Source organism: Arthrobacter sp. OV608 (assembly GCA_900110595.1).
Classification (GTDB): Bacteria; Actinomycetota; Actinomycetes; order Actinomycetales; family Micrococcaceae; genus Arthrobacter.
Genome location: FOEZ01000010.1, coordinates 112,469 through 137,992, shown reverse-complemented (window position 1 = coordinate 137,992; position 25,524 = coordinate 112,469). Strand labels below are relative to the sequence as shown.

General features: G+C 65.8%; 26 protein-coding genes and 1 tRNA gene. 6 read left to right on the top strand and 21 right to left on the bottom strand.

All coding sequences use genetic code 11. From position 1 onward, the window contains the following. Positions 1-13 precede the first annotated feature (13 nt). From BMX78_RS14490 to arfA, 12 genes are all read right to left on the bottom strand, one after another. The gene (locus BMX78_RS14490; RefSeq protein WP_091420449.1) at positions 14-1,069 is read right to left on the bottom strand and encodes a HoxN/HupN/NixA family nickel/cobalt transporter; all 1,056 of its coding nucleotides are present in this window, start codon (positions 1,067-1,069) and stop codon (positions 14-16) included. Further along, on the bottom strand, positions 1,069-1,899 hold the full coding sequence (locus BMX78_RS14485) for an urease accessory protein UreD (RefSeq protein WP_091420530.1): 831 nt from the start codon (positions 1,897-1,899) through the stop codon (positions 1,069-1,071). The genes BMX78_RS14490 and BMX78_RS14485 overlap by 1 nt, the downstream gene beginning before the upstream one ends. A gap of 143 nt (positions 1,900-2,042) precedes the next feature. After that, positions 2,043-2,660 (bottom strand): urease accessory protein UreG, encoded by a 618-nt coding sequence (ureG, locus tag BMX78_RS14480; protein ID WP_091420447.1) that lies wholly within the window; start codon positions 2,658-2,660, stop codon positions 2,043-2,045. A 28-nt stretch (positions 2,661-2,688) separates the two neighbouring features. Beyond that, positions 2,689-3,354 carry an urease accessory protein UreF gene (locus BMX78_RS14475; protein ID WP_091420446.1) on the bottom strand — a complete coding sequence of 222 codons (666 nt, stop codon included), beginning with the start codon at positions 3,352-3,354 and terminating at the stop codon, positions 2,689-2,691. A gap of 150 nt (positions 3,355-3,504) precedes the next feature. Beyond that, positions 3,505-3,984, bottom strand: coding sequence for an urease accessory protein UreE (gene ureE / locus BMX78_RS14470; protein WP_091420444.1), 480 nt, complete (start codon positions 3,982-3,984; stop codon positions 3,505-3,507). 26 nt (positions 3,985-4,010) lie between these two features. Next, positions 4,011-5,768 (bottom strand): urease subunit alpha, encoded by a 1,758-nt coding sequence (gene ureC / locus BMX78_RS14465; RefSeq protein WP_091420443.1) that lies wholly within the window; start codon positions 5,766-5,768, stop codon positions 4,011-4,013. Further along, entirely contained in the window at positions 5,765-6,109 is a 345-nt protein-coding gene (locus tag BMX78_RS14460) for an urease subunit beta (RefSeq protein WP_091420441.1), read from the bottom strand. The genes ureC and BMX78_RS14460 overlap by 4 nt, the downstream gene beginning before the upstream one ends. Before the next feature lie 10 nt (positions 6,110-6,119). Further along, a complete protein-coding gene (locus tag BMX78_RS14455; RefSeq protein WP_091420439.1) occupies positions 6,120-6,422 on the bottom strand; it encodes an urease subunit gamma in 303 nt (100 codons plus the stop codon). Between the two features lie 224 nt (positions 6,423-6,646). Continuing rightward, positions 6,647-7,204, bottom strand: a complete 558-nt coding sequence (locus tag BMX78_RS14450; RefSeq protein ID WP_091420437.1) for a cysteine hydrolase family protein — start codon at positions 7,202-7,204, stop codon at positions 6,647-6,649. 96 nt (positions 7,205-7,300) lie between these two features. Beyond that, on the bottom strand, positions 7,301-8,305 hold the full coding sequence (locus tag BMX78_RS14445) for a LacI family DNA-binding transcriptional regulator (protein ID WP_091420435.1): 1,005 nt from the start codon (positions 8,303-8,305) through the stop codon (positions 7,301-7,303). A 103-nt stretch (positions 8,306-8,408) separates the two neighbouring features. Next, positions 8,409-8,999 (bottom strand): HhH-GPD-type base excision DNA repair protein, encoded by a 591-nt coding sequence (locus tag BMX78_RS14440; protein WP_091420434.1) that lies wholly within the window; start codon positions 8,997-8,999, stop codon positions 8,409-8,411. 58 nt (positions 9,000-9,057) lie between these two features. Next, positions 9,058-10,554 carry an arabinosylfuranosidase ArfA gene (gene arfA, locus BMX78_RS14435; protein ID WP_502686298.1) on the bottom strand — a complete coding sequence of 499 codons (1,497 nt, stop codon included), beginning with the start codon at positions 10,552-10,554 and terminating at the stop codon, positions 9,058-9,060. A 418-nt stretch (positions 10,555-10,972) separates the two neighbouring features. On the opposite strand from arfA, the gene BMX78_RS14430 reads away from it, so the two are divergent. Continuing rightward, positions 10,973-11,995, top strand: coding sequence for an ANTAR domain-containing protein (locus tag BMX78_RS14430; RefSeq protein ID WP_091420432.1), 1,023 nt, complete (start codon positions 10,973-10,975; stop codon positions 11,993-11,995). Position 11,996: 1 nt separating this feature from the next. On the opposite strand, the gene araA is transcribed toward BMX78_RS14430, so the two are convergent. From araA to araB, 3 genes are all read right to left on the bottom strand, one after another. Next, positions 11,997-13,517 (bottom strand): L-arabinose isomerase, encoded by a 1,521-nt coding sequence (gene araA / locus BMX78_RS14425; protein WP_091420431.1) that lies wholly within the window; start codon positions 13,515-13,517, stop codon positions 11,997-11,999. A gap of 71 nt (positions 13,518-13,588) precedes the next feature. Next, positions 13,589-14,284, bottom strand: a complete 696-nt coding sequence (locus BMX78_RS14420; RefSeq protein ID WP_091420429.1) for an L-ribulose-5-phosphate 4-epimerase — start codon at positions 14,282-14,284, stop codon at positions 13,589-13,591. Further along, entirely contained in the window at positions 14,281-16,062 is a 1,782-nt protein-coding gene (gene araB, locus BMX78_RS14415) for a ribulokinase (RefSeq protein WP_286139024.1), read from the bottom strand. The genes BMX78_RS14420 and araB overlap by 4 nt, the downstream gene beginning before the upstream one ends. A gap of 229 nt (positions 16,063-16,291) precedes the next feature. Here araB and BMX78_RS14410 point away from each other — a divergent pair, with 229 nt between their 5' ends. Beyond that, complete coding sequence (locus BMX78_RS14410) at positions 16,292-16,792, top strand: hypothetical protein (protein ID WP_091420427.1); 501 nt, start codon at positions 16,292-16,294, stop codon at positions 16,790-16,792. A 63-nt stretch (positions 16,793-16,855) separates the two neighbouring features. Here BMX78_RS14410 and mmuM read toward each other — a convergent pair whose 3' ends face one another. The 3 genes from mmuM to BMX78_RS14395 all read right to left on the bottom strand — a co-directional run bounded on the left by mmuM (position 16,856) and on the right by BMX78_RS14395 (position 19,054). Beyond that, on the bottom strand, positions 16,856-17,818 hold the full coding sequence (mmuM, locus tag BMX78_RS14405) for a homocysteine S-methyltransferase (protein WP_091420525.1): 963 nt from the start codon (positions 17,816-17,818) through the stop codon (positions 16,856-16,858). A gap of 46 nt (positions 17,819-17,864) precedes the next feature. Then, positions 17,865-18,881, bottom strand: coding sequence for a LacI family DNA-binding transcriptional regulator (locus BMX78_RS14400; protein WP_091420425.1), 1,017 nt, complete (start codon positions 18,879-18,881; stop codon positions 17,865-17,867). Between the two features lie 100 nt (positions 18,882-18,981). Beyond that, positions 18,982-19,054: transfer RNA gene (locus tag BMX78_RS14395), tRNA-Lys, on the bottom strand. 180 nt (positions 19,055-19,234) lie between these two features. Between BMX78_RS14395 and BMX78_RS14390 the strand changes: the two genes are divergently transcribed. The 4 genes from BMX78_RS14390 (at position 19,235) to BMX78_RS14375 (ending at position 22,482) form a co-directional block, all read left to right on the top strand. Further along, a complete protein-coding gene (locus BMX78_RS14390; protein ID WP_091420424.1) occupies positions 19,235-19,894 on the top strand; it encodes a hypothetical protein in 660 nt (219 codons plus the stop codon). Between the two features lie 325 nt (positions 19,895-20,219). Continuing rightward, the gene (locus BMX78_RS14385) at positions 20,220-20,837 is read left to right on the top strand and encodes a DUF47 domain-containing protein (RefSeq protein ID WP_091420422.1); all 618 of its coding nucleotides are present in this window, start codon (positions 20,220-20,222) and stop codon (positions 20,835-20,837) included. 1 nt (position 20,838) lies between these two features. Further along, positions 20,839-21,852, top strand: a complete 1,014-nt coding sequence (locus BMX78_RS14380) for an inorganic phosphate transporter (protein WP_091420421.1) — start codon at positions 20,839-20,841, stop codon at positions 21,850-21,852. Between the two features lie 270 nt (positions 21,853-22,122). Beyond that, the gene (locus BMX78_RS14375) at positions 22,123-22,482 is read left to right on the top strand and encodes a hypothetical protein (protein WP_255470754.1); all 360 of its coding nucleotides are present in this window, start codon (positions 22,123-22,125) and stop codon (positions 22,480-22,482) included. 91 nt (positions 22,483-22,573) lie between these two features. Here the strand turns inward: BMX78_RS14375 and pstB are convergent, their stop codons facing one another. The 3 genes from pstB to pstC all read right to left on the bottom strand — a co-directional run bounded on the left by pstB (position 22,574) and on the right by pstC (position 25,483). After that, positions 22,574-23,353: a phosphate ABC transporter ATP-binding protein PstB gene (pstB, locus tag BMX78_RS14370; RefSeq protein WP_091420417.1), complete on the bottom strand. Its 780-nt coding sequence runs from the start codon at positions 23,351-23,353 to the stop codon at positions 22,574-22,576. 84 nt (positions 23,354-23,437) lie between these two features. After that, entirely contained in the window at positions 23,438-24,550 is a 1,113-nt protein-coding gene (pstA, locus tag BMX78_RS14365; protein ID WP_091420416.1) for a phosphate ABC transporter permease PstA, read from the bottom strand. Further along, positions 24,551-25,483 (bottom strand): phosphate ABC transporter permease subunit PstC, encoded by a 933-nt coding sequence (gene pstC / locus BMX78_RS14360; RefSeq protein WP_091420414.1) that lies wholly within the window; start codon positions 25,481-25,483, stop codon positions 24,551-24,553. Between the last annotated feature and the right edge of the window lie 41 nt (positions 25,484-25,524).

The window sequence follows — 25,524 nt, the reverse complement described above, 5'->3', positions numbered from 1 at the left end:
GCTTCGCCTTGGGTCAGGGCCTCGAACCGCCCGCTCGCCGCGCCTTCAGCGCCGCGGCTCCCCACACTGCCAGCAGCAACGCCACCAGCAGCAGGCCGGCGTCGCCCAGATCGATGGATCCCAGCCAAGCCGTCAGGGGATCCTCCAAAGTGAAGGCGGCATTCGCAAATCCGCCCAAGGTGATGGCCGCGATGAACAGAGCGGACACGGCGGAGATGCCCGTGACCAGGGCATTGAAGCCGAGCTTCCGCTGAGGGTCGGCGAGGGCCGAACGGTACATCCGCATCATGGCCAGCCCGTTCACCGAATCGCACAGCGTCATGGCGGCCGTGAACGCGAGCGGCAGCGCCAGCAAGGCGAACGGCGGCACTCCGGCCAGGGACGCCGCCGTCGTCATCATCAGCAGCCCGATGGTGGTGGCGGTATCGAAGCCCAGCCCGAACAGGAAACCGATGACGTAAATGTTCCGTGGCCGCCGCACTCTGGACAGGGGCCTGGCCAGGAGCCTGGCCACCAGCCCCTGCGGCTCCAGGTCCTGAGGATCTGTGGTGCCACCGCTGCGGGAGCGCCGGTAGGCGCGGGCCGAGCGGAGAAAGGCCGATCCGTTGAACAGGCCCATCACCAGCAGGAACAGCCCGGAAACGCCGCTTCCGATCAGGCCGAGGACCAGGTTGCCGGCGGACCCGTCCTGCATCAACCCACCCACGGCCGCGGTGCCGGCAATCACCAGCACCCCCGCGAGCGTCACCACCGAACTGTGGCCCAAGCTGAAGGCGAACCCGACGCTCACCGGGTCCTGGCGGTCCGCCACGAATTTGCGGGTGGAGTTGTCGATGGCGGCGAGGTGGTCCCAGTCGTAGCTGTGCTTCACGCCGGCGAGATACGCGGTGAGGACCAGCCCCCAGGTGAGTGCCTGCGCGCCGGATGCCCCTGGCGTGCCGCTGAGTAAAAGTACGACGGCGGCTGCATGCAAGGCGGCCACGGCGCCGAACATGCACAACAGGCGGGTCCGCAGCGGCAGGGTGTCCCGCTCCCGGTACAGCGTGGCGATCTGGGTGATGGCTGTCATCAGTGCTTCCTCAGGTTCAGCGGTTCCTGCCCGTACCACCGTTTCCGAAGCAGGGCTGTGCAAGCGCCGAGCAGGCGGTTCAGTTCGCCTGTGCTGTTCGAGAGCGATCGCAGGACCAGCCCGGTGGTGCCCGCCGCGCTGCGGGTGATTGAAATGCCGGTCAAGGCATCGTTTTCCGAGGTTACGCTGTGCAGGTCATCGGCGAGGGCCTGGTCCACCCGCGGGTCGACAACAACCAGCGATCCGAGGTGGCTGTACCCCTCCATAAACCCCAGCCCGGTCACATCCCCCAACGGCGGCCGGATCAGGAGGTTGTCGAGCGCCAGCAGTTGGCTGTCGCCCTCAGTTTCAACATGGATCTCGTTCCGCAGCCGCACTTCCTCATACCGGAACGCGGCCCCGTCGGGAGACCATCCGGGCGTCACCACTTCAGCCATCACCAGGGACGACGACGGCCGGACAGTGACGTGCGTCCGTTGCCGGTAGCTGGCCTCGCGGTAGGCAATCAGTTGGTCAGGCACAAGCTCCAGCCGCGCCCCCTCCCCCAGCCGAATGGCCATCCGCTGCTCAGCAAAAGACCCCGGAGTCCGATAAACCTTCGTCGCGGATTGTGTAGTCAACAACAGGTCAGCCCCTGCTTGCACCTCCACATCAACAAGAAAGAGGTCAGCTCCAAGGTAGGCCCCGCCAGGATTAACCACGACGTAGCAAACCTGCCCGGAGTCATCGAGGTAATGAGGGCGGAGTACGCGAAGAGCACCCCGATGGTACTGATGCGTCGCGACTGACCTGCCGCCTCTCTGCTCAATGCTCAGGGCGAGCTCCCCCATCGGTGACCGGTCAGCGCAAGCGGAGCCGGGGATAAGGGGCCGCGGCGTGGTGGGCACCGCGAAGCGGGCACGGCCCCTTATCCCCGGTGAAGCGCCCTTGGCCAAGCCAGTCACCCGCTTGGGCGACTCGACCGCCGTCGTGCTCATGACGCGAGGTCAAGCATAAGGACGTCGCGCCTCACCCAATCGATCACGGCGTCGAGCCCTTCGTCGGTCTTGAGGTTGGTGAAGCAGAAGGGTTTGTTGCCCCTGAATTCGCGGGAGTCCCGTTCCATCACTGATAGGTCCGCGCCGACGTGCGGTGCGAGGTCGGTTTTGTTGATGATGAAGAGGTCGGACTTGATCATGCCTTGGCCGGCTTTGCGGGGGATTTTTTCGCCTTGGGCCACGTCGATGATGTAGATGGAGAAGTCGACAAGTTCGGGGCTGAAGGTGGCGGAGAGGTTGTCGCCGCCTGATTCGACGAAGATGACCTGGAGGTCTGGGTGCCGGGCTTTGAGTTCCTCGATGGCGGCGGTGTTCATGGATGTGTCTTCGCGGATGGCGGTGTGGGGGCAGCCGCCGGTTTCGACGCCGATGATCCGGTCTTCGGGGAGGATGCCGTTGGCGGCGAGGATTTTGGCGTCCTCGATGGTGTAGATGTCGTTGGTGATGGCGGCCATGGAGATTTCGGCGCTCATGTGGCGGGTGAGGCGCTCCACGAGCTGGGTTTTGCCTGCTCCGACGGGTCCGCCGATGCCGATCTTGATGGGTTCGCTCATTGTTTCCTCCTTGAATCCAAAAACACTGCTAGCTCATGAACATCCGGGCACGTTGGCGTTCGTGCCGCATTTGCGAAATTTCGAGTCCCGGGCTGACGGCGCCGAAGTCGTCCGGCGACAGGCGTGGGATCCGTTCGACGGCGGCAGCAACGTCGTCGGCCGCTTGCCGAAGCAGCCGCTGCCCGGCGTTCTGGCCCAAGGGGATAGCGCGGACGGCGTTCTGCGTCAGGGAGGTGGCGGCGGCGAAAAGGTAGGCGGCGAGCGCCTCCTCCATCGGCACGCCCAGTGAACTAGCCACGACGGCGAACGCCAGCGGCTGGTGCCCTGCGGCCCGGCCAGTGGCCACCAGGTCCCGGTACAGCCCCAGCCCATGCGAGGGAAAGACCTCCGCCCCAATCTCCAACAACCGAAGCCCCATCTTGAAGGAAGCCTCCCGAACCTCCCGCGGCAACAGCGAAGCAGAGAGCAAAGAATCCAGCTCCCCAATATCCCAGCCCTCATAAAGAAACCGGATGGCCAGCCCATCAGAATAGGTCAACTGCTGAGAGATAAAAGCAGCCAACCACCGCCCAAAACCAACCTCATCAGCGACCACCCCGGCATCGACATAAGTCTCAAACCCAAGCGAGTGAGCAAAAGCCCCAGTAGGAAGCGCAGAGTCGACAAGCTGCTGCAAAGCAAGCTGATAACTCATCCAAGGCACCTCGACGCAAGGCGACCTATCGAATCGGCGGAGGCGGGAGATAGGGGCCGCGGCGTGGTGGGCACCGCGAAGCGGGCACGGCCCCTATCTCCCGCCGAAGTCCCCGAGGCGCACGCGATGACAGGAGCCGAAGGCGATGTGTCAGTGACTGTGTTCAGCATGGCGAAAAGGAACAGGCATGACGCGTTCCTGCCGGGAGTAGGGCACACCCACATGGACGAGGTAGTCCTCGACGGTGTGGTCGTAGGCGCATACCATGACGTCCGCTTCATATTCGGACGACGAGTCGAAGAACTGGGCCTGGAGGTGCCGGTTGCCGAGGGAGTGGGCTACGACGCCCATTTCGTGGATGGTCCGGGGTGCGATGACGAGGACGTCGGTGGGCAGCACGGAGACGACGATCATATTGGTTTCTGCGATGTGCAGGATGTCGCCGTCGCGCAGGTCGCCTGAGCCGGAGGGCAGGCGGATGCCGATTTCCTTGCCGTGATCGGTGGTGGCGCGCTGGATGCGCTTGACCAGCTGGGCGCTGGGAAGGACCACTTTTTCCTGGTGCAGGGTGGCGTAGGTGTGCGGGTCCGGCAGTTCGTGCAGGTTGCCGAGGACTTTTTCGATGATCATGGGTGGCTCCGGGGTCAGGAGGTGCTTTAGAAGAGGAAGTAGCGCTGGGCCATGGGCAGGACGTCGGAGGGCTCGCGGGTGACGTCTTCGCCGTCGACGGTCACCTGGTAGGTTTCCGGGTCCACCTGGATGTCCGGGGTGGCGTCGTTGTACTTGAGGTCGGCTTTGGTGAGGGTGCGGATCCCGGAGACGGGCCGGATGACTTTTTCCAGGCCGAGCTCGTGGGGCACGCCGGCGTCGATCGCTGCCTGGGACAGGAACGTGATGGAGCACTGCTGGACGGCCTTGCCGAACGCGCCGAACATGGGGCGCATGGTGCGTGGCTGCGGGGTGGGGATGGAGGCGTTGGCGTCGCCCATGAGTGCGTAGGCGATTTGGCCGCCTTTAAGCACCAGTTCGGGTTTGACGCCGAAGAAGGCCGGGTCCCACAGCACCAGGTCCGCGAACTTGCCCACTTCCACCGAGCCCACCGAATCCGCGATGCCCTGGGCGATGGCTGGGTTAATGGTGTACTTGGCCACGTAGCGCTTGAGCCGGAAGTTGTCGCTGCCCGCAGACCCATGGAAACCGGCAGCGCTGTCCCCCCGGGGGTCTTCCAATACGCCCCGCTGTTTCTTCATCTTGTCCGCCACCTGCCACGTTCGGGTGATAACCTCGCCCACGCGGCCCATCGCCTGGGAGTCCGAGGAGGTGATGGAGAAGATGCCCAGGTCCTGCAGGACGTCCTCGGCGGCGATGGTCTCGGCGCGGATCCGGGAATCAGCGAAGGCCACGTCCTCGGGGATATCCGGATTGAGGTGGTGGCACACCATCAGCATGTCCAGGTGCTCTTCGATGGTGTTTCGCGTGTAGGGCAGGGTGGGGTTGGTGGAGGCCGGCAGGACGTTGGGCATGCCGGCGATCTTGATGATGTCCGGTGCGTGCCCGCCGCCGGCGCCTTCGGTGTGGAAAGTGTGGATGACCCGGCCGTTGATGGCGCGGATGGTGTCCTCCACGAAGCCGCACTCGTTCAGTGTGTCGGTGTGGATGGCCACCTGGACATCGAATTCGTCCGCCACTGTGAGGGACATGTCGATCGAGGAGGTGGTTGATCCCCAGTCCTCGTGGACCTTCAGGCCGATCGCCCCGGCGCGGATCTGCTCGGTCAGGGGTTCGACGGCGGAAGCATGGCCCTTGCCGAAAAGTCCGATGTTCATGGGGAACCCCTCAGCGGCCTGCAGCATCCGCTGGATGTGCCACTTCCCGGGTGTCACGGTGGTTGCCTTGGTGCCTTCGGCCGGGCCGGTGCCGCCGCCGATCATGGTGGTGATACCGCTGGTCAATGCCGCAGGGACCTGGTCCGGGGAGATGAAGTGGATGTGGGTGTCCACGCCGCCGGCGGTGAGGATCTTGCGTTCGCCCGCGATGATTTCGGTGCTGGCCCCGATCACGATGTCCACACCATCGGTGATCTGGGGGTTGCCCGCCTTGCCGATCTTGAAGATATGCCCGTCCCTGAGGGCCACGTCGGCCTTGTAGATGCCGGTGTAGTCCAGGATCACGGCGTTGGTGATCACGGTGTCGGGCACTCCGTCGCCGGAACCATCACCGTCGCGGACCGCCTGGCCGTTCTGGCCCATGCCGTCGCGGATGACCTTGCCACCGCCGAATACCACTTCCTCGCCGTAGACGGTGAGGTCCTTTTCGATTTCGAGGAACAGTTCGGTGTCTGCCAGGCGGATCGAATCGCCGGTCGTGGGGCCGTACAGATCGGCGTACTGCCGGCGTGGAATCTCGAAGCTCACTTGGCACTCTCCTTCGCGTCTTCGGGGGCCGCGCCGCGCAGTTTTCCATTGACGGCGTTGCTGAGGCCGTACACCTCGCGGCTGCCGGCGAGTTCGATCAACCGCACGTTCCGGGAGTCCCCCGGTTCGAACCTGGCAGCGGTTCCGGCGGGAATGTCCAGCCGCCGGCCGTAAGCTGCTTCCCGGTCAAAAGCCAGGGCAGCGTTGGCTTCGGCAAAGTGGAAGTGCGAGCCCACCTGGACGGGCCGGTCGCCGGTGTTGGTGACCGCGACGTCGATCGCCTCACGCCCGGCGTTCGCCGTCAGAGGCTCCGGCCGAAGGATGTACTCTCCAGGAATCATGGCCTGCCCCTCAGCGGATGGGATCGTGGACGGTGACGAGCTTGGTGCCGTCAGGGAAGGTTGCCTCGATCTGCACGTCATGGATCATTTCCGGCACGCCTTCCATCACGTCTTCGCGGGTCAACAACGTTGTTCCGTAGCTCATGAGGTCGGCAACGGTGCGCCCGTCGCGGGCGCCCTCGATCAGTTCGTAGCTGATGATGGCCACGGCTTCCGGGTAGTTGAGCTTGAGTCCGCGGGCCTGGCGGCGGCGCGCCAGATCGGCGGCCACCACAATCAGGAGTTTTTCCTGCTCACGTGGCATCAGATGCATTGCGGGTCCCTTCAGCGGCCAGCGGACGGCGTGCTGCCCACATTAGGTGGCGGACGTTTCAGGCACGTTTCGGGACTGTAATGCAGGTCTCTCCGCCGCCAGGGCTGTACCGGCTCCCGGCTGCGCGCTGAATCTCACCAGGTTTCCGCCCGGGGAAGGCGGTGACGACGGCGTTTCGCCGGGGCACGCCGTCGTCCGTCCTTAAAGGTGGGGAGACTCAGCCCCTACTGCGCCTCACTGAGCCGGGCGAGAATCTCGTCGGTTGACTGGACGGGCTGGCGGTAGGTGGTGGAGAGGATGCGCAGCATGTCCGCCGCGTCCTGGCTGTCCTCGGAGGCCATCGCTTCCTTGGCGTACGTGACCCGGATGTTGTGGGCGAAGGCGTCCGCGCCGGTCTGGGCGATGCAGTTGTGGGTGGAGACGCCGGCCAGCACTACTTCATCGGCACCCCAGTTGCGGAGGCGGGAAAGCAGGTTGGTGCCCACAAACGCGCTGTCCCTCGTCTTGTTCAGCTGGGGCAGGCCGTCGATGGCCAGCCCGGGCACAGCCTCCGCCTGCCTGGTGCCGCGGAAGATAAAGCCCTGGTCGTCGTCGAGCATGTTCAATGTCCAGGTGGATTTGTCCCGCTCGTGCTCGGTGCCCACCATCAGCGCCTTGTGCCCGCTGGCTTTGAAAGCCTCAAGCAGCCTGTTGCAGCACGCCACCAACTGCTCCTGCTGCGCTGCCAGTTCCGGCGCCTCGAAGTATGCGTTCTGCATGTCGATGACAAGAAGGGCAATCATGCGCGGTACCTTTCCTCGTGTTGCTCGTTCCGGAAAACGTACCCTCCCGGCGGCCCGGTGAAACTCAGGCGGGGGAAACCGGAGGCGCGTAAAGACCTAGGGTGCCGATTCCCGGATCTGCAGCTGGAACCCGGCTTCCACGTGCACGCCCTGGTCCGCTGTTTCCCGGCCTTCGATCCGGTCGATCAGCAGGGCGATGGACCGCTCGGCGATCTCTGCCATTCCGGGTGAAACTGTTGTCAGCGACGGCGAGGCAAACCGGGCTTCGTCAATGTCGTCAAAGCCGGCGACGGCCACCTGCTCCGGGACTTTGATGCCGCGGATGAGCAGCTCGTGCATCGCACCCAGGGCCAAGGCGTCGTTCAGCCCGAACACCGCATCAAATTCAACCCCCTGGTCCAGGAGCCCGGCCACTGCCGCGGCGCCCCCGTCCCGGCGCCACTCACACGGTGCAACCAGCGCGGGATCAAAGGGAATCCCGGCTGTGTCCAGCGCCTGCCGGTAGCCGTTGAGGCGAAGCCCTGGAGTCCCGCCGGACTCCTCCGGACGGGCGCCAATGACGGCAACCCGACGGCGGCCGGCCGCCGCCAGGTGCGCGGTCAGTGCCGCGGCCGCTTCCTCGTTCTTCATGGTGACCAGGTCAAACCGGGGATCCAGGATGTGTTCACCGAGCATCACCAGCGGTTTTTTGCCCTGCCGCCCGGCAATGGCATCAGCCTCCATCACCAAAGGGGTGAACAACAGGCCATCGGTGAGCTGCCGGAACGGACCTTGCAGGGCATTCAGTTCAGCATCCACCGTGGCATCGGACTGCTCCACGAGGACCCGGTACCCGCGCTGCGCTGCGGCCTTCATCAGCCTGGACGCCAGTTCGGCGTAATAGGGGGCGGAGAGGTCGGACAGCACCAGGCCCAGCATGCGGGTCTTCCCGGAGCGAAGGCTGCGCGCGGTCAGGTTGGCCTCATAGCCCAGCTCGGCGATGGCGTCCTGGACCCGTTGTTTGGTAGCAGGACGGATGAACTCGTAGTCATTGAGGACGTTGGAGACCGTCTTCAGCGACACCCCCGCTGCCCTCGCAACATCGTTCATGGTGACCGCCATCGTGGCTCCTTTGTGTGGTTCCGCCTGTTCCTGCGATACATCGTTGCAGAAGAAGCCGTTGCGGCGGGAACCCGCCGTCGGGCCTGGGGCAGAAGCAGCCCGTTCAGTCCTTGGCCTTGGCCGCTTTCGCTGCAGCCTTGGCCGCCTGCTTGCTGGCGCGGACCTTCACCAGGGACTCGGGATCAACGATGTCCGCGACCGAGAGATACGAGCCTTCCTCGCCGTAGTGCCCGGCAGCCTCCCGCCAGCCCGGCGCCTGGAGGCCCCGCTGTTTGCCCAGCAGGGCAAGGAAAATCTTTGCCTTTTGCTCACCGAAGCCTGGCAGCGCTTTGAGCCGGCGGAGGACCTCCGCACCGTCAGGACCGCCCTTGGTCCAGATCGCGGTGGCGTCGCCGTCCCATTCGCTCTGCACGGCTTCAGCGAGGGCCTGAACCCGAGCCGCCATGGACCCCGGGAAGCGGTGGACGGCGGGGCGTTCCTTGAACATCTCCACGAAGGCCTGCGGCTCCTGGGAGGCGATCGCTTCCGGCGCAATGGAACCGATCCGGGTCCGGATCTTCTCCGGGCCCGCGAACGCCGATTCCATGGTCACCTGCTGGTCCAGCAGCATGCCCGTCAGCAGCGCAAAGGCGTCCTCACTCAACAACTTGTCCGCGGCGGGATCCCCCGTGATGTGCAGTTCCATGCTGTCCATCCTCCCAGAGGTTGGCAGGGACGTCAGCAGCCATCGCCATGACGTCCCCACCCCCGGATCAGCCGCCCACTGCGAGGCGGATCATGGACCAGGACACTGCCGGGAGGGTGGCGGTGAGGCGGCCGCCGTCGGCCTTCACCGAGACGTTCTCCGCCGGAAGGACGGACGTTGAATCATCGGCGCTGGCCTGCCAGTAGGGGTCCTTGTTCGCGTAGGTCAGCGCCTCCACCACGCGCACATCGCCCAGGCCGGACACCACGGCGTCCAGGCCAAGCGCATCCGTGGCCGAGCGGTTGACGGCGAACACCACTGCCTCGCCCTTCTCGGCGTCATAGGTTGCGACGGCGGACACTGCGGCGAAACCGGCCGTCTTGCCGCCGCTGACAACCGGGGATTCGACGGCGAGCTGCAGCACAGTCCCGGACGCGTGGTGGGAGGTCAGTGCGAACGGATGGAACGTGGTCTGCTTCCAGGAGCGGCCTCCGGGCTCGGTCATGATGGGGGCGATCACGTTGACCAGTTGCGCCAGGCTCGCTGAATGCACGCGGTCAGTGTTCTTGAGCAGGGTCACCAGGAGATCACCGACGACGACGGCGTCCGCCACCGTGTAGGTGTCCTCGAGCAGGACGGGGGCCACCGGCCAGTCCTTGCCCGACGGAACCTTGGACTCGTCGCGGCTCATGTGCCAGACGTTCCACTCGTCGAAGGAGATGTTGACCTGCTTGGTGGACTTCTTCACCGACTTCACGTGGTCGATGTGGCTCACGATGTCGTGGATGAAAGCTTCCATCCGGTGGCCGGCGGAGAGGTGTTCCTGGAGGTCGCCGAAGTCCTCGAAGTACTGGTGCGCGGAGATCAGGTCCACCAGCTCGTACGTCTCGGAGAGGACCACGCGCTCCCATTCACCGAACGTGCTCATGGTGGGGCCGGAGCTGCCGCAGGCCACGAGTTCCAGGTCGGGTTCGATCATGCGCATGCCGCGGGCGGTGTCCGCTGCCAGGCGGCCGTACTCGAGCGCGTTTTTGTGGCCGATCTGCCACGGCCCGTCCATCTCATTGCCAAGGCACCACATCTTGATGCCGTAGCCGTTCTCCGCCCCGTTTGCCCGGCGCTGTTCCGAGAACGCCGTTCCGCTGTCGATGTTGCAATACTCCAGCAGGTCCAGCGCCTCCTGGGTGCCGCGGGTGCCAAGGTTGACCGCCATCATGGTTTCCACGCCGGCCTTGGCCGACCACTTGGCAAACTCGTCCACGCCCACCAGGTTGGGGTCGGTGGAGTGCCAGGCGAGGTCCAGCCGGACGGGGCGCTGGTCTGCCGGTCCAACGCCGTCCTCCCAGCGGTAGCCCGAAACGAAGTTTCCGCCCGGGTAGCGGACCGTGGATACACCAAGTTCTCGCGTCAATTCCAGGACGTCGCCACGGAACCCGTCCTCGTCCGCCGTGGGATGTTCCGGCTCGAAGATGCCGGTGTAGACGCAGCGCCCCAGGTGCTCCACGAAGGCACCGAAGGTGCGGCGGCGGACTGGCCCCACGGTGAAAGCCGGGTCCATGGTGATTTTGGCGGCTGCGGTTCCTGGTACGGCAGATCCGGCGGCCGGTGATTCCGCCCCCGCTCCAGTGGGTCCGGATGCCGCGGCGGGAGTGGTGGTTTCGGTGGGTGCCACGAAAACGTCCTCGTTTCGGTAAATTTACAACGTTATAGAAACCATTGTTGATGGTTGCCGAATGAGAGTCAAGCAACATTCCTGCGGTCGTCCCCGGCCGCATCGGCTGAGGCCGTCCAGGGCCAGGTGCTTCCCACCTGCGGAAACATTGGCCCCAAGGCGTAACGGCCAAAAACCAAGTAGTACCTAATCTCAAAAACGGGTACCGGTTACGCATTCACCGCGCACGGCCACCCAATTAGGTTTTTCTCAGAGACAAGACGGGTTCTGGCTCGCGGTACTTGGCTCACGAGGGGGTGTGAGACTGGCAATGCACGCACAATACGCAAACTCCGATTTCCCGGGTCGACGGACCCGGGCATTAAGCGGGGCCGGCGACGAGGAGGTCTTCGAGACCAAGGCCTCTCCCCCAGCCGTCGCCGGCCCTCTGGTTTCCCAGCAGGGCCCCCTCCACCGCCCCCACGGCCCCGCTGTCTACGGAAATCCGGCAGTTCGACGGGCTCCGCACGGCAACCCGGGGGCCGGAAACGCCGCCTTGGGTGATTCACGGCAGGGCAGGCCTGCCGGTCCGCAGAGCGGGACACAGAACGCCATCCTGCTGGACCTGGTGACCGGCGCCGAAACGCTGTCCGACTCCCTGGAACTGCTCGCCGCTGCATCAGCCCGGGCCGTTGTGGGTACGGCGGGCCTGGTGATCGAAACGGGGGTGGTGGTCCGGCAGGCGAAGCGGGCCCCTGTCATCACCGGAACATCCGCCGAGGTCATCCGGCTCCTGGAATGGGAACAGGAGGCAGGCGAAGGGCCGGTGTGCGACGTACTCGCCGGCGGACATCCCGTGGCGGTGCTGCAGCGCAGCGGCGACTTCCGCTGGCCCCGGTATTGCCAGGAGTTACAGGCGGCCAATCTTGGCAGCGTCCTGGGAATGCGGCTCCGGGTGGACAAGGACAGCGGGACAACCGCTGACGGCAGCGTACCCGGGCGCGAAACCACGGCCGCCCTCTCGTTCTTCGCCCAGGACGCCAAGGCATTTCCGCTGCAGGTCATTTCCGAGGCGCGATCCTTCGCCGGCCTTGCCGCGAAGAGCCTTCAGATGGCCCTGGACCTCCATAACGCCCGGTCAACCGCATCGGATTTGCGGTTCGCGCTGGACAGCCGCACGTCCATCAACGTTGCCTGCGGCGTGATCATGGCCCAGAACAGGTGTTCCTACCACGAGGCTTTTTCGATCCTCGCCCGTGCCTCCAGCCACCGGAATATCAAGGTGCGCCGGGTGGCGGAGGACATCCTCGAGCGGTTGCCCGAGGGTCCTCCGCAGGCGCACTTCGGCCACTAGGTCAGAGGCCGCCGGCCAGCTTGTAGTAGGCGGCGTTCCAGTTCAGGTCCTTCTTGAACTGGCGGATGGTGGTTTCGTCGTCGATCGTGAGCAGCTCGGTTTTGGCGATCTCCGCGAAGTCCTCGAACACGTCCATGCCCACCTGGGTGGAGAGAACGGTGTGGTGTGCGGCGCCGGCGGTGAGCCAGGCGGCAGCGGAGGTGGCGAAGTCGGGTTTGGGCTGCCACAGCGCCCGGGCCACGGGAAGGTTGGGCAGCGGCTGGTCCAGCGGGACCACATCCACGGCGTTGGCCACCAGGCGGAACCTGTCCCGCATGTCCGAAAGGGCGACGACAACGCCCGGGGAGGCATCGGCGTCGAAGACCAGGCGCACCGGGTCTTCCTTGCCGCCAATGCCCAGCGGATGGATTTCCAGTCGTGGCCTTCCGGCGGTCAGGGAGGGGCAGACCTCCAGCATGTGCGCGCCGAGGATCTTCTCGGAACCGGGTTCCAGGTGGTAGGTGTAGTCCTCCATCAGCGAAGCGCCGCCGGGCAGGCCAGCCCCCATCACCTTGGCCGCACGGACCAGGATGGCGGTCTTCCAGTCGCCCTCGGCCCCGAAGCCGTAACCCGCGGCCATGAGCCGCTGCACAGCCAGGCCGGGGAGCTGCCGCAGGGCGCCCAGGTCCTCGAATGAGGTGGTGAACGCGGCGGAGCCGTTGGCTTCAAGGAAGCTGCGCAGGCCGAGCTCGATCCTGGCCCCGTACCGCAACGAGTCGTGACGCGCGGCGCCTGCGCGGAGCTCCGGCACCACGTCATAAAGGTCCTCGTACTCGGCAACCAGGGCGTCGACGTCGGCCTCAGCGGCACCGTGCACGGCGTCGGCGAGCTCGTTCACGGACCATGTGTTAACCGCGACGCCGAACCGCAGCTCCGCCTCGGTCTTGTCACCCTCGGTGACGGCGACGTTACGCATGTTGTCACCGAAGCGGGTCAGCTTCAGGGTCCGCACGGCGGCCCAGCCTGCCGCGGCGCGCTGCCAGGAACCCACCTGCCGGGCTACCTCGGGATTGGAGACGTGCCCCACGACGGTCTTCCGGGCAATGCCCAGCCGGGACTGGATGTAACCGAATTCGCGGTCGCCGTGGGCTGCCTGGTTCAGGTTCATGAAGTCGAAGTCGATGTCCGCCCACGGCAGGTCCCGGTTGGCCTGGGTGTGCAGGTGCAGCAGGGGCTTGCGGAGCAGGTCCAGGCCCTGGATCCACATCTTCGCCGGGCTGAACGTGTGCATCCACGCGGTGACGCCGATGACCGAATCGTTCGAATTCGCCTCGAGCGCGGTGCGGCGGATCGCATCCGAATCAGTCAGGACGGGCTTCCAGACAATCTTTACCGGAACGTCGGAACTGGCGTTGAGCTGGTTGGCAATCTCCTGCGACTGCGCGGCCACCTGCTTGAGGACGTCCTCGCCGTAGAGGTGCTGGCTGCCGGTGAGGAACCAGACCTCATAACCGTCAAGGGATGTGTTTGCTGCGCCACTCATGGGTTCTCCTTTGGAGTAAGTCTTGTTGGGAGTAAGTTCTGGGGGGTGCTGCTTGGATCGGCGGCGCTGGATTACTGCCCGTAGACGTTCTGGTACCGGGCGTACAGGGAATCGATGTGGCTCTGGTCGATGGCTATGGGCTCGCCGAGCTGCCGGGCGATGTGGACAGTGCGGGCCACTTCCTCGCACATCACCGCAGCCTTCACCGCGGACTTGGCGTCCTTGCCGATGGTGAACGGGCCGTGGTTCTGCATCAGCACCGCCGGGGAGTTCGAGTTCTTCAGCGTCTCCACGATGCCGTGCCCGATCGAATCGTCCCCGATCAGTGCGAACGGTCCCACCGGGATGGATCCGCCGAATTCGTCGCTCATCATGGTCAGGACGCACGGGATGGACTCGCCGCGGGCCGCCCACGCGGTGGCGTAGGTGGAGTGCGTGTGCACCACCCCGCCCACCTCCGGCATGTGCCGGTATACGTAGGCATGGGCGGCAGTATCCGACGACGGCGAGAGCGCCGGGTTGCCCCACTCACCTGTCGCATCTCCCGGCACAGGCACCCCATACAGGTCCGTGACCACCATCTGCTCCGGCGTAAGGTCCTGATAAGAAACGCCCGAGGGCTTGATGACCATCAGCTCGTGGCCGGGGACCCGAGCGGAGACGTTGCCCGCGGTCCATACCACCAGTTCATACCGGGTCAGCTCGGCGTGCAGGGCGCAGACTTCCTCCCTGACGCGGGCGATGGTGTCCAGGATTCCGGTGCTCATGCGGACACCTCCACAGCAGCCTCAACAGCCGCGGTATCCTGGCCTGCAGTTCCCGCAAGGGAACCGGCGGCTCCGCCAGGGGAACCGGCAGCCTTCCGCTGGATGGCCTTGAGCCGGTGCATCACGTCGTTGCTTCCCCGTCCGAAGTAGTCATGCAGGGTCCTGTATTCCTGGAATAGTTCCTCGTAGGCGGCGGCGTTTTCAGGGATCGGCGTGTACACCTCGCCCGGCTCCGCCCCCATGGCGGCGGCCGCCTCCCGGATGTCCGCATACCTCCCGGCCGCTACGGCAGCGTGGATGGCCGAGCCCAGGGCCGGGCCCTGCTCCGAGCCGATCGTGGACAGCTGCAGTCCCGTCACGTCAGCGTAGATCTGCATCAGGAGCCGGTTCTTGAGCAGGCCGCCGGCCACGATGAATTCCTTGACCGGAACGCCGGAGCTGCGGAAGGCGTCCACGATGGTCCGTGTGCCGAATGCGGTGGCTTCGAGCAGGGCTCGGTAAGTGTCCTCGGGGCGGGTGGCCAGGGTCTGCCCCACCACGATCCCGGACAGTTCGTGGTCCACCAGCACGGAGCGGTTGCCCGAGTGCCAGTCCAAGGCGATCAGGCCGTGCTCACCAATGGACTGCCGGGACGCCAGCTCAGTGAGGTATTCGTGGATCCCCACGCCTGCTGCTTCGGCGGCCTGGTGGTATTCGGGCGGCACACCGTACTTGGTGAACCAGCCGAAGATGTCGCCCACGCCGGACTGGCCGGCCTCGTACCCCCAGAGTCCGTCCACGATGCCGCCGTCCACCACCCCGCACATGCCCGGCACTTCATGGAGTTCATTACCGTTCATCACGTGGCAGGTGGAGGTGCCCATGATCGCCACCAGCTGGCCGGGGTCCACCGCGCGCGCCGCCGGAGCGGTCACGTGCGCGTCCACGTTGCCTACCGCGACGGCGATGCCCTCAGGCAGGCCTGTCCAGCCGGAAGCCTCCGCCGTGAGGTAGCCCGCGGCGTCGCCGAGACGTCCAATAGTGTGTTCCAGCTTCGTGCTGACAAAGTCCTTGAACCCAGGATTCAAGGCAGCCAGGAAATCCTCCGACGGGTAGCGCCCGTCCTGGTAAATCCCCTTGTAACCGGCAGTGCAGGCATTGCGGACATATTGGCCGCACAGCTGCCAGACGATCCAGTCCGCAGCCTCCACCCAGTGGTCCATCCCGGCGTACGCTTCGGGGTCCTCTTCCAGCAGTTGAAGGCCCTTCGCGAACTCCCATTCTGAAGAAATCAGCCCGCCGTACCTGGGCAGCCACTCTTCGCCGCGTTCGGCCGCCAGCCGGTTGATCCGGTCGGCCTGGCCCTGCGCGGCGTGGTGGCGCCAGAGCTTCACGTAGGCGTGCGGCCGGTTTTCGAATCCGGGCACCTCGTTCAGCGGGGTTCCGTCCGCTTTTACCGGCACCATGGTGCAGGCGGTGAAGTCCGTGGCAATTCCGACGACGGCCGCCGGGTCAATTCCCGCCTCAGCCACCGCTGCCGGGACGGCAAAACGCAGGACGTCCCGGTAGTCGTTGGGCACCTGGAGCGCCCATTCCCCCGGGAGCCGGACGGACCGTCCATCGGCGCCCAGGCCGGCGACGTCTTCCGGTAGTACATCAGTCACCACTGCATGCGGGTACTCGTACACGCCGCTGCCCAGCTCCTTGCCGTCCCGCACGCGGACCACCACGGCCCGGCCCGAAAGGGTTCCGTAATCCACACCGATGACGTAGCTGTCCGTGTCCACTCTGACGTCCATAAAAGCTCCTCCAATAGCTGCCGCAGCTTCGCGACCTTTCAATTGTGAGCGCTAACAAGTATGAAGTCAATGCCGCAAAGGCAACGTTGTAAATCGAGGCGCGCCAAGTATCACCACGGAAACTGTGGGGACGGCTGCCACATGGGGTAGGGACAGAGGGGGTAGGGACAGGATGGAGCAGGGACAGGATGGACCGTCACACCGGACGCCCTGGGCAGGAAGGAAGTTCGTGGCAACCCTTCAACCGGCAGGGCGCACTGGGACTGTCGCGTGGCTGGCCGGTCCGCTCTCCACGGGTTTCGGCCTGGCAGCGCACCTGGCGGCCGGCGGCCCGGCGCCCTCGCTCATCATCCTTGTGGCTTTGGCAGCTCTGCTCGGCATGGCGGCAGCGATGATCGGGCGCTTCAGCATCCCCGGCTGGGCCGTGCTGCTCGCGTGCGCGGTGGCCCAGCAACTGCTTCACCTGGGATTTGCGGCGTTTTCCGGCGGCTCCGCCGAAGGGATACCCAGCCATGGGCACGGCGGCAGCGGGCAGGAGGTCCCGTACCCCGCGCAGGATCGACCATCGGGGGCCGAGGCTGCACCGCCGCCCGGGTATTCGCCGCACCTGATGCTCCACTCGCACATGGCCGCGGCGCTTTCAACCTATGCCGTTATGTACTACTGGCCCGGTTTTGTCCGCTGGTCCCGGCACTTCCACGCATCCCGGCCAAAATCCCCCGTGGTTTAGCGGCTTCGCCGGATAAGGCTCACGTCCGGCCGGGGCTCGCCAGAAGTGCCGGCTGATGCGGGATCAGGACCGCCAGAAGTGGGCCAACGCGGCAATGTCCGCCGGCGTGGTCCGGCAGCAGCCGCCCACCATCCGCGCGCCGCGTTCGTGCCACGCCGGGGCTCCTTCCACAAGGCTGGCTGGCGCCCGTCCTGCATCAGTGGCGTCACCGGAAGCCGCGGACGGCCCCCAGGTCTTTGTGGTGGCGTTGTAGGTTTCTCCGGAGTTGGGATAAGTGATCAACGGTTTGCGGGTGGCCCGCCCTAAGGCATCCAGTGCCGGAGTGACCAACTCCAGCGGGACGCAGTTCACCCCTATCGCGGCTACGCGCGGCTCGTCGTTGCACAGCTCCGCCACCCGTTCGAGGGCAGTGCCGTCACTGATGTGCGCGCCATCCCGGAGTGTGAACGTCAGCCAGGATTCGACGTCGAACTCGGCAACCAGTTCCAGCAGCGCGGCAGCTTCAGGCAGCGAGGGCAATGTTTCGCAGGCAAGGACGTCGGCTCCCGCGTCCACGAGGGCCGCGATCCGCGGCCGGTGGAAAGCCTTAAAATCGTTCCGGCTCAGGGTGTAGTCGCCGCGGTATTCGGATCCGTCCGCGAGGTAGGCGCCGTACGGTCCAACAGATCCGGCCACCAGCAGCGGGCCGGCCTCGGGGTTTGCGGCCAGGTGCTCGCGGCGGGCTTCGTCTGCCAGGCTGACGCTCAGGGCCACCCGTTCCAGGGCTTCGGCTTCGGAAATCCCCCGGCGTGCGAACCCCAGCGGCGTTGCCTGGTAGCTGGCGGTGATGGCAACCCGCGCCCCCGCACGAAAGTAGTCGAGGTGGACCCGCCTGACGAGTTCCGGCTGCTCCAGCAGGACTTTGGCAGACCACAACGGGTCCTCCAGGTCGCAGCCGTGTGCTTCAAGTTCCGTGGCCAGGGCACCGTCCAGGACCACATTCTCTCCGGCATCGAGAAGGCGGGACAGGACGTTGTTGCGGGGCATGGTGTCAGGCAGGGGCATCACTTCAGGCTACAGGGAAGGGGGCGGGTCAGGAGCGCGGTGCTGCCGTGCTCTCCCGGTGCACCAACTGCGGGGTGACCACGGTGGAGCTGACTGGCGCGCCCGCTTCGATCTCCTTCAGCATGGCATCCATGCAGCGCCGGCCCAGCTCTTCGAAGTCCTGGCGCACAGTGGTGAGGGGCGGGGTAAAGAAGCCCGATTCAGGCTGGTCGTCGAACCCCACCACGGAGACGTCGTCGGGCACGCGCACGCCCGCCTCATTAAACGCGCGCAGTACACCGAGGGCCATCTGGTCGTTGCCCACGAACAGGGCCGTTGCCGTCCGCTCGGCCGCCAGCCGCCGCCCGATCGCATAGCCGCTTTCGGCGCTCCAGTCGCCTTCCAGCACCAGGTCGTCCTGCAAACCCGCCTGGTGCAGCGCCGCACGCCAGCCCTCGGCCCGGAGGGCACCATCGATCCAGTCCGCCGGCCCGGCGACGTGGCCGATCCTGCGGTGCCCGAGGTCGATGAGATGCCCGACGGCGATCCCGGCGCCACTCTTCTGGTCCACCATCACGCCGCTGACGGCGTCGTTGCCCGCCGAGCCGACGGCCACCACCGGGACGCCGGGGTTGAACTCCTCCAGGATCCGCAGCGTTTCGGTGTGCGGCACCAGGACGGCGATCCCGTCCACCGACTGGTCCATGAAGTGCCGGAGGGCGTCGAAGATGGCGTCCCGGCCGATGGAACGCAGCGCGGCGATACTGACGAAGTACCCGGCATCGCGCGCGGCACGCTCGACGCCGAGCATGGTGTTGGCGGGGCCGTACTGTGAAAGCTCGCTGCCCAGCACCCCGATGGTCTGCGAGCGCCGGGTCACCAGGCTGCGGGCCGCAGTGTTGCGGCGGTAGCCCAGTTGTGCGATGGCCGCCTCGACCCTTTCGCGCGTTGCCTTGCTGACATTGGGGTGGCCGTTGACCACCCGGGAAACGGTCTGGTGCGAAACACCAGCAAGTTCAGCCACGTCCTCAAGGCGCGGCAGGCGCCCGCTGCTGCTTTTAGTCATGTCCCCATTGTGCCCGTTTGGCCCGGGTTGCCACGCGCCCCACGAAAAATCCCCCGGCGGCTTCGAAAGGCTGCCGGGGGATTCCCGCTCTTACAAAGAGTGGGCCCTGTGGGGCTCGAACCCACGACCCACGGATTAAAAGTCCGATGCTCTACCAACTGAGCTAAAGGCCCCTGCCGGGCTGTGTGGGCACCGAAGTGCCGGGCTGCCCGGCCCAGTCCATTTCTGGACATTTAATACTCTAACCCATGGTTCCGGCGCCGTTGAACGCAAGCCGGGACCCGCCGTCGGGCGCGTGCGCAAAGGGTTCCGATGCTCGATTTACGGCGGGGCACAGGAGTAGCGTGGGTGGCATGAGCGAGCAACCAGGTCCCAGTCCTTACGGCGGCGCCAACCGGCACCATAAGCCGAAGCCTTTCGCCCCCGTGGACTTTGAGCCTTTTGCCGGCGGCGCGGATCCCGCACGCGTGTCCGAGGCCGCCCACCTCGCCGCCCAGGCGCTGGTCCGGCACGGACGCGACAGCGACGATCCCGCCGTGACCGAGCGGCTGGTCAGGCTGGCTGACGAGCAGGGCCTGGAGGCCATTGCGGAGATGTGGGCGGAGAGCCCGGCCCGGTCGCTTCCGGGTGCGCTCTGGCGCCTTTATGCGTTGCGGGCGGCCACAGTGCAGGACCCGGAGCGCATTTCCGTCTACTTCCGCGCCGGAAAGGACACGGCCCAGGTTTCCAACGTGGTGGCCGGCGCGGCCGAGCCTCCCGGGGCAGACGAGATGAAGACCATGGCGGACGCCATCCTCTCCGGGGCGTTCGACGGCGAGTTCGACGTCGCGCTGGAACGTTCCGCGGCGTTCTGCCGCGTGGTGGCACTCGGCCAGGCCACCCTTGCCGACGGGGCCGAGCACGGCAACGAGGCCCACGCCAGCAAGCTCACCCGCAACTCCAACCAACTGGTCAAAACCGCTGAAGACCTTGAGCACGCCGCCAACGCCTGGCGGCTGGGCGAATTGGACTGACAGGGCCCGCTTTGTGGCCCAGAACCGGCGATCTGTCAATGTTGACTTGGGCCAACCAACGTAGAACACTGAAACTGGTGCCGAGCCGCGAAACCCCCGGGCTTCAACATTTAGCCGCCTAGAGCGGCCTACCGCCGAGAGGCGTATCCGGTTCGGCACCATTTTTATGCCCGTTTACGGCCGGCCTGATGTTCGTGGGCCGCCTGCTGTCAGCCCATTTCAGCCCTCCTTTTACGGGCCGGTAGAGTTAGCGTTGGTTGCGCCGGGGTCACGTCACACGGCAGGCAACTCCCGCCCTGAACTACTCCCGGAGACCGGTAACTACGTGAAACTGCGCCTTTTTCCCCAGGAGCCCGCCGGGCTGAACCTCTTGTCGCAAATGGCGCAGCAGATTGTGCTGGGCAGCGCCACGCTCGCCGAAATCCTCGGTGTCCCCGCGGCGGAGCACGGCAGGCTTGTGGAGGACATGCACAACCACGAGGCACGGTCCGCCGAACTGCATTTCGCCCTCCTGACGCACATGCGCACCAGCTTTGTTAACCCGTTGCCGCGCGAGGACATGTATGCCCTCTCGCGGTACCTCAACGAGGCCATCGAGAAACTGGATGCCGCCGCGGAACTCGTGGCCCTTTACCGGCTGGAGCGCCTCCCCAAACGGGCCGCGGACCAACTGGAGATCATCAGCCGGCAGGCCGAACTCACCGTGAATGCCATGCGGCGGCTGGACAACCTGGACGACCTCGAGGATTACTGGATCGAAATCCTCCGCCTGGCCAAACGTGCCGAACGGACCCACCGGGTCTGGGTGGCGGACATGATCAGCGATATGAAGTGGGCGCAGTACTCCCGCAACCGCGACATCGCCAACCAACTCGTGGAAGTCACCAAGGACATGCGCCGCATCGCCACCCAGGTAGGCAGCATCATCGTCAAGGAATCCTGAGGTGACGGCAGTCGTCTTCGGCGCAGTGGTCCTCCTGGCCGCCGTGTTCGCCTTCGTCAACGGGTTCCGCGACGTCTCCACCTCCGTGGCCCTTGCCGTCCGCACCCGGGCACTTACGCCCAGCGTGGCGGTGCTGCTCGCAGCCTTCTTCAACTTCATTGGCGCACTGCTCAGCGCGGGACTGGCGGTGGCCGTGAGCCAGGCCTGGATCAGCCTCCCTGCCGGGACGGACGGACTCAGCATCCTCCTGGCAGGCCTGGCCAGCGCCATCGCCTGGGGAATCTTCCTGTGGTGGCGGGGCATCCCGGCCTCCACCACCCATGCCCTGGTGGGCGGCCTTGCCGGGGCGGGACTCGCCAGCCTCGCCGTGGGCGGGCCGGGTGTTGGCGGAGTGGACAACTCCCTGCTGTTCCAGGTCATCCTGCCCCTGGTGCTGTCACCCCTGGTGGCCTACAGCGGCGCGTTTATGCTGGTCTACCCCGCCACCTGGGCCGCACGGCACACGCAGCCGAACGTGGTGAACCAGCGGTTCCGCCGGAGCCAGTCCATCGCCGCGGGGGCGGTGGCGTTCGGCCACGGCCTGCAGGACGGACAGCGGATCAGCGCCGTCCTCCTCCTTGCCCTGCTGGCGGGCGGCTATTCCGACGGCGGCAGCATCCCCGTGTGGGTTGCGCTGCTTTCAGCGGTGATGATCGCCGCCGGTACGATGTTCGGCGGCTGGCGCATCTCGCACACCATCGGCCATAAAATCACCAGGATCGACCCGCTGCGCGGCTCGGTGGCCCAGATTTCCAGTGCCGTGATGCTTTTTGTGGGTGCCATCGGCCTGCACTGGCCCCTGTCCACCACGCACACCGTCACCTCTGCAGTGTTGGGCGCGGGAGAGAACCAGCACTTCTCGGTCACCAACCGGAAGCTGGTGATCCGCATCGTGGGGCTCTGGATCCTCACCCCGCTGGCCACGGCCGCCCTCGCCTTTGTGCTGGCGCTGGCACTTTCCCCACTGCCGGAATAAGCCGCGCGGACCGGGTCCGCCGGCTCACAGCCGGGGACCACGCCGTCGTCCGCTGCTGCCCTGCCGTACAAGACCTGTACAGCCGGAAGCTGGTGACGTAAATTCAAAAGTAGGCCCCCAGCACCGCTGCCGGGCCTGCCATCCGCAGCCGGGTGCAGGGCTGGGGATGGTTCCGCTGCAGCATATCGGCGGGTTGGCTGCACAACGTGGAAAAGACCAGGCGCCATGTCTACCCCGGCTCCCCGCCACGACCACCCTCAGCCACGCCATATGCAGTGCGAGCTTTGCGGAACGGAACAGCAGCTGACCATCCACGCGATCATTGCGATGGGTGCCGCCAATGGCGACCTGGTCACCGTCTCCTATACGTGCAACGAATGCCGCCGGTTCCAGGAGCACCTCGCGTATGCCGCCGACGTCGCCGCGGCGCTCGGCCAGGTGCGGTGGATGGCAAAAGTCATTTTGCTCGGCGACGAGTACATCCATTGCGGATTTGCCATGGAGGAAGCCGAGTTCGAGATAGAGCGCCTGTGCTACCGGAGCAGTTCCGGCGGAGCACTCAACACGGTCTCGCTGCCCACCAGGGTGCTGCGCTGCCGCTGCGGCTTCCAGCTGGAAGTGCCCGAATAGGCGTACGACGACGCCCCCTGGTTCAGCCGGCTGTGGGCCCACGGCCGCAGGGGTCCCCGGGCGAGCGTGCGAGCCTGGGCGCGGCTGGGGATTATCCGAAGCGGCCGGAGACGTAGTCTTCCGTGGCCTTCTGCGTGGGGTTGCTGAAGATGGTGTGCGTGTTGCCGACTTCGATGAGCTTGCCGGGCTTGCCGGTGCCGGCGATGTTGAAGAACGCGGTGCGGTCCGAGACGCGGGCTGCCTGCTGCATGTTGTGGGTCACGATCACCACCGTGTACTGGTCCTTGAGCTCGTTGATGAGGTCTTCAATGGCCAGGGTGGAGATGGGGTCCAGCGCGGAGCACGGCTCGTCCATCAGGATCACCTGCGGCTCCACGGCGATGGCCCGCGCGATGCAGAGGCGCTGCTGCTGGCCGCCGGAAAGCCCCGAACCAGGCTTGTCCAGGCGGTCCTTGACCTCGTTCCAGAGGTTGGCGCCCTTCAGTGAGCGCTCCACCAGGACGTCGGCCTCGCCCTTGGAGATCTTCTTGTTGTTCAGCTTCACGCCCGCCAGCACATTGTCCCGGATGGACATGGTGGGGAACGGGTTGGGCCGCTGGAACACCATGCCGATCTGCGAGCGGACCGTGACGGGGTCCACGCCCGGGCCGTACAGGTTGTCGCCGTCGAGGAGCACTTCGCCCTCCACGCGGGCGCCGGGAAGTACCTCGTGCATGCGGTTCAGGGTCCGCAGGAAGGTGGACTTGCCGCAGCCGGACGGACCGATGAATGCGGTGACGGACTTGGCCTCGATGTTGATGGTGACGTCCTCCACGGCGAGGAAATCGCCGTAGTACACGTTCAGGTCCTTGACGTCGATGCGCTTAGACATGGTGTTCCTTCACTAACTGGGGATGAATTGAAGTCTAGGTTCCGGCCGGAAGCGGCGGTAGGTGCCACATGCCCGGAGCCGCCGTCAGCGGCCCGTTTTGGGGGCGAAGACCCGGGCGATCAGCCGGGCGCCCAGGTTGAGGATCATCACCAGGATGATCAGCACCAGGGCAGCGCCCCAGGCCCGCTGCGAGGACGGGTCCGGGTTGGCCGGCGACGTTGGGTTCAGGATCTGGGTGTAGATGAACGTGGGCAGCGAGGCCATCCAGCCGCTGAACACGTTGGAGTTGATGCTGGTGGCGAAGCCGGCGGTGACCAGGATGGGCGCCGTCTCGCCGATAACGCGGGCGATGGCCAGGGTGACGCCCGAAGCGATGCCCGAGATCGCCGTCGGAATCACCACCTTGACGATGGTCCGCCACTTGCGCACGCCCAGCGCGTAGGCCGCTTCACGCAGTTCGTTGGGCACGATCTTCAGCATTTCCTCGCTGGACCGCACCACCACGGGGATCATCAGCACGGAAAGGGCGACGGCGGCCACGGCACCTGTCTTGGTTCCCGGGCCCACCACCGCGAAGAAGAAGGCGGCCGCGAAGAGGCCGGCCACGATGGACGGGATGCCGGTCATAACGTCAACGAAGAAGGTGATGGCGCGGGCGAGCCGGCCATCCCTCCCATATTCCACCAGGTAGATCGCGGTCAGCAGGCCAACCGGCACGGAGATAACGGTGGCCAGCAGGGTGATCTCCACTGTACCCAGCAGCGCGTGGTAGATGCCGCCCAGGACGGGTGCGCCCTCCTCGACGGCCCGTCTGTCGTACACTCCCGTGACGCCGTTCATGGAGCTGCTGAGGAATCCCGGGGTCAGGAGGCCGGGGATACCGTTGACCAGCACGGTCCAGATGACCGAGACGAGCGGCAGCAGCGCAACCAGGAAGGACCCCACCACCAGGCAGGTGGCCAGTTTGTCCTTGGCCTTGCGGGATCCTTCAACGGCTGCACTCCAGGACACGAGCCCAATGGCGAACAGGATCGCGGAGACCACGCCCCAGCCGAACGCGTTAAAGCCCACCAGCGCGAGGACCGCCGCGCCGAGAATCAGGGCCGCGGCAAGGACCACGTAGGGCGCGTACTTGGGCAGCTGGCCCTTGGTGAGCGCCGAGCGCTTGCTGCGGACGGGAGTAAGGGTGGAGGTCATTTAGTTGGCTCCCGAGAATTCTTTGTGCCGGGTGATGATCCAGCGCGCGATCATGTTCACGGCCAGGGTGATGATGAACAGGACCAGGCCGGCGGCGATCAGCGTGCTGACCTTGAGTCCGCTGGCCTCGGGGAAGTTCAGGGCGATCTCCGCGGCGATGGTCTGGTTGCCGGACTGGATCAGGCTGGCCGTCAGGGCTCCGGAGGACAGCACCAGGGCCACTGCCATGGTTTCGCCGAGCGCGCGGCCCAGCCCGAGCATAACGGCGCTGATGATGCCGGGCCGTGCAAAGGGCAGGACGGACATCTTGATCATTTCCCAGCGGGTGGCACCCAGCGCGAGCGCGGCTTCCTCGTGCAGTTTGGGGGTCTGCAGGAAAATTTCGCGGGACAGTGAGGTGATGATGGGCAGCACCATCACGGCCAGGACGATGCCGGCGGTAAGGATGGTTTTGCCGGTGGCGGAAGCGGGCCCCTGGAAAATGGGCAGCCAGCCCATGTTCTGGGCGAGCCAGTTGTAGGCCGGGGAGATTTGGCCGGCCAGGAACGTGGCACCCCACGCACCGTAGACCACAGAGGGGATCGCGGCGAGCAGGTCCACCACGTAGCCCAGGCCGGCGGCGAGTCCGCGGGGGGCGAAATGGGAGATAAACAGCGCAACGCCGATGGCGATGGGTGTGGCAATCACCAGCGCAATGACTGCTGCGATGAGCGTGCCGATCACAATGGGCCAGATGTAGGCGAAGAAGCCTGCTCCGCCTTGGATCTCGGCCGCAGGTGCTGTCAGCGCCGGGATGGCCTGGACCACCAGGAAGAGCGCGACGCCGAAGAGGACGGCGAGAATGAGGCAGCCGGCGGCCAGGGCGGCACCCGAAAAGATTTTGTCCCCGGCGCGGCCGGCGCCCTGGGTTCTGGTCAGGGGGGTGGCGGTCATTCGACGGCCCTTCGATCGTGGAGGTTTTTCAAAGACTGGAA

Coding starts and splice junctions, on each gene's coding strand:
- BMX78_RS14490 (WP_091420449.1), bottom strand. CDS start 1,069: ATGACAGCCATCACCCAGATCGCCACGCTGTACCGGGAGCGGGACACC.
- BMX78_RS14485 (WP_091420530.1), bottom strand. CDS start 1,899: ATGGGGGAGCTCGCCCTGAGCATTGAGCAGAGAGGCGGCAGGTCAGTC.
- ureG (WP_091420447.1), bottom strand. CDS start 2,660: ATGAGCGAACCCATCAAGATCGGCATCGGCGGACCCGTCGGAGCAGGC.
- BMX78_RS14475 (WP_091420446.1), bottom strand. CDS start 3,354: ATGAGTTATCAGCTTGCTTTGCAGCAGCTTGTCGACTCTGCGCTTCCT.
- ureE (WP_091420444.1), bottom strand. CDS start 3,984: ATGATCATCGAAAAAGTCCTCGGCAACCTGCACGAACTGCCGGACCCG.
- BMX78_RS14460 (WP_091420441.1), bottom strand. CDS start 6,109: ATGATTCCTGGAGAGTACATCCTTCGGCCGGAGCCTCTGACGGCGAAC.
- BMX78_RS14455 (WP_091420439.1), bottom strand. CDS start 6,422: ATGCATCTGATGCCACGTGAGCAGGAAAAACTCCTGATTGTGGTGGCC.
- BMX78_RS14450 (WP_091420437.1), bottom strand. CDS start 7,204: ATGATTGCCCTTCTTGTCATCGACATGCAGAACGCATACTTCGAGGCG.
- BMX78_RS14445 (WP_091420435.1), bottom strand. CDS start 8,305: ATGGCGGTCACCATGAACGATGTTGCGAGGGCAGCGGGGGTGTCGCTG.
- BMX78_RS14440 (WP_091420434.1), bottom strand. CDS start 8,999: ATGGACAGCATGGAACTGCACATCACGGGGGATCCCGCCGCGGACAAG.
- BMX78_RS14430 (WP_091420432.1), top strand. CDS start 10,973: ATGCACGCACAATACGCAAACTCCGATTTCCCGGGTCGACGGACCCGG.
- araA (WP_091420431.1), bottom strand. CDS start 13,517: ATGAGTGGCGCAGCAAACACATCCCTTGACGGTTATGAGGTCTGGTTC.
- BMX78_RS14420 (WP_091420429.1), bottom strand. CDS start 14,284: ATGAGCACCGGAATCCTGGACACCATCGCCCGCGTCAGGGAGGAAGTC.
- araB (WP_286139024.1), bottom strand. CDS start 16,062: ATGGACGTCAGAGTGGACACGGACAGCTACGTCATCGGTGTGGATTAC.
- mmuM (WP_091420525.1), bottom strand. CDS start 17,818: ATGCCCCGCAACAACGTCCTGTCCCGCCTTCTCGATGCCGGAGAGAAT.
- BMX78_RS14400 (WP_091420425.1), bottom strand. CDS start 18,881: ATGACTAAAAGCAGCAGCGGGCGCCTGCCGCGCCTTGAGGACGTGGCT.
- BMX78_RS14390 (WP_091420424.1), top strand. CDS start 19,235: ATGAGCGAGCAACCAGGTCCCAGTCCTTACGGCGGCGCCAACCGGCAC.
- BMX78_RS14375 (WP_255470754.1), top strand. CDS start 22,123: ATGCAGTGCGAGCTTTGCGGAACGGAACAGCAGCTGACCATCCACGCG.
- pstB (WP_091420417.1), bottom strand. CDS start 23,353: ATGTCTAAGCGCATCGACGTCAAGGACCTGAACGTGTACTACGGCGAT.
- pstA (WP_091420416.1), bottom strand. CDS start 24,550: ATGACCTCCACCCTTACTCCCGTCCGCAGCAAGCGCTCGGCGCTCACC.
- pstC (WP_091420414.1), bottom strand. CDS start 25,483: ATGACCGCCACCCCCCTGACCAGAACCCAGGGCGCCGGCCGCGCCGGG.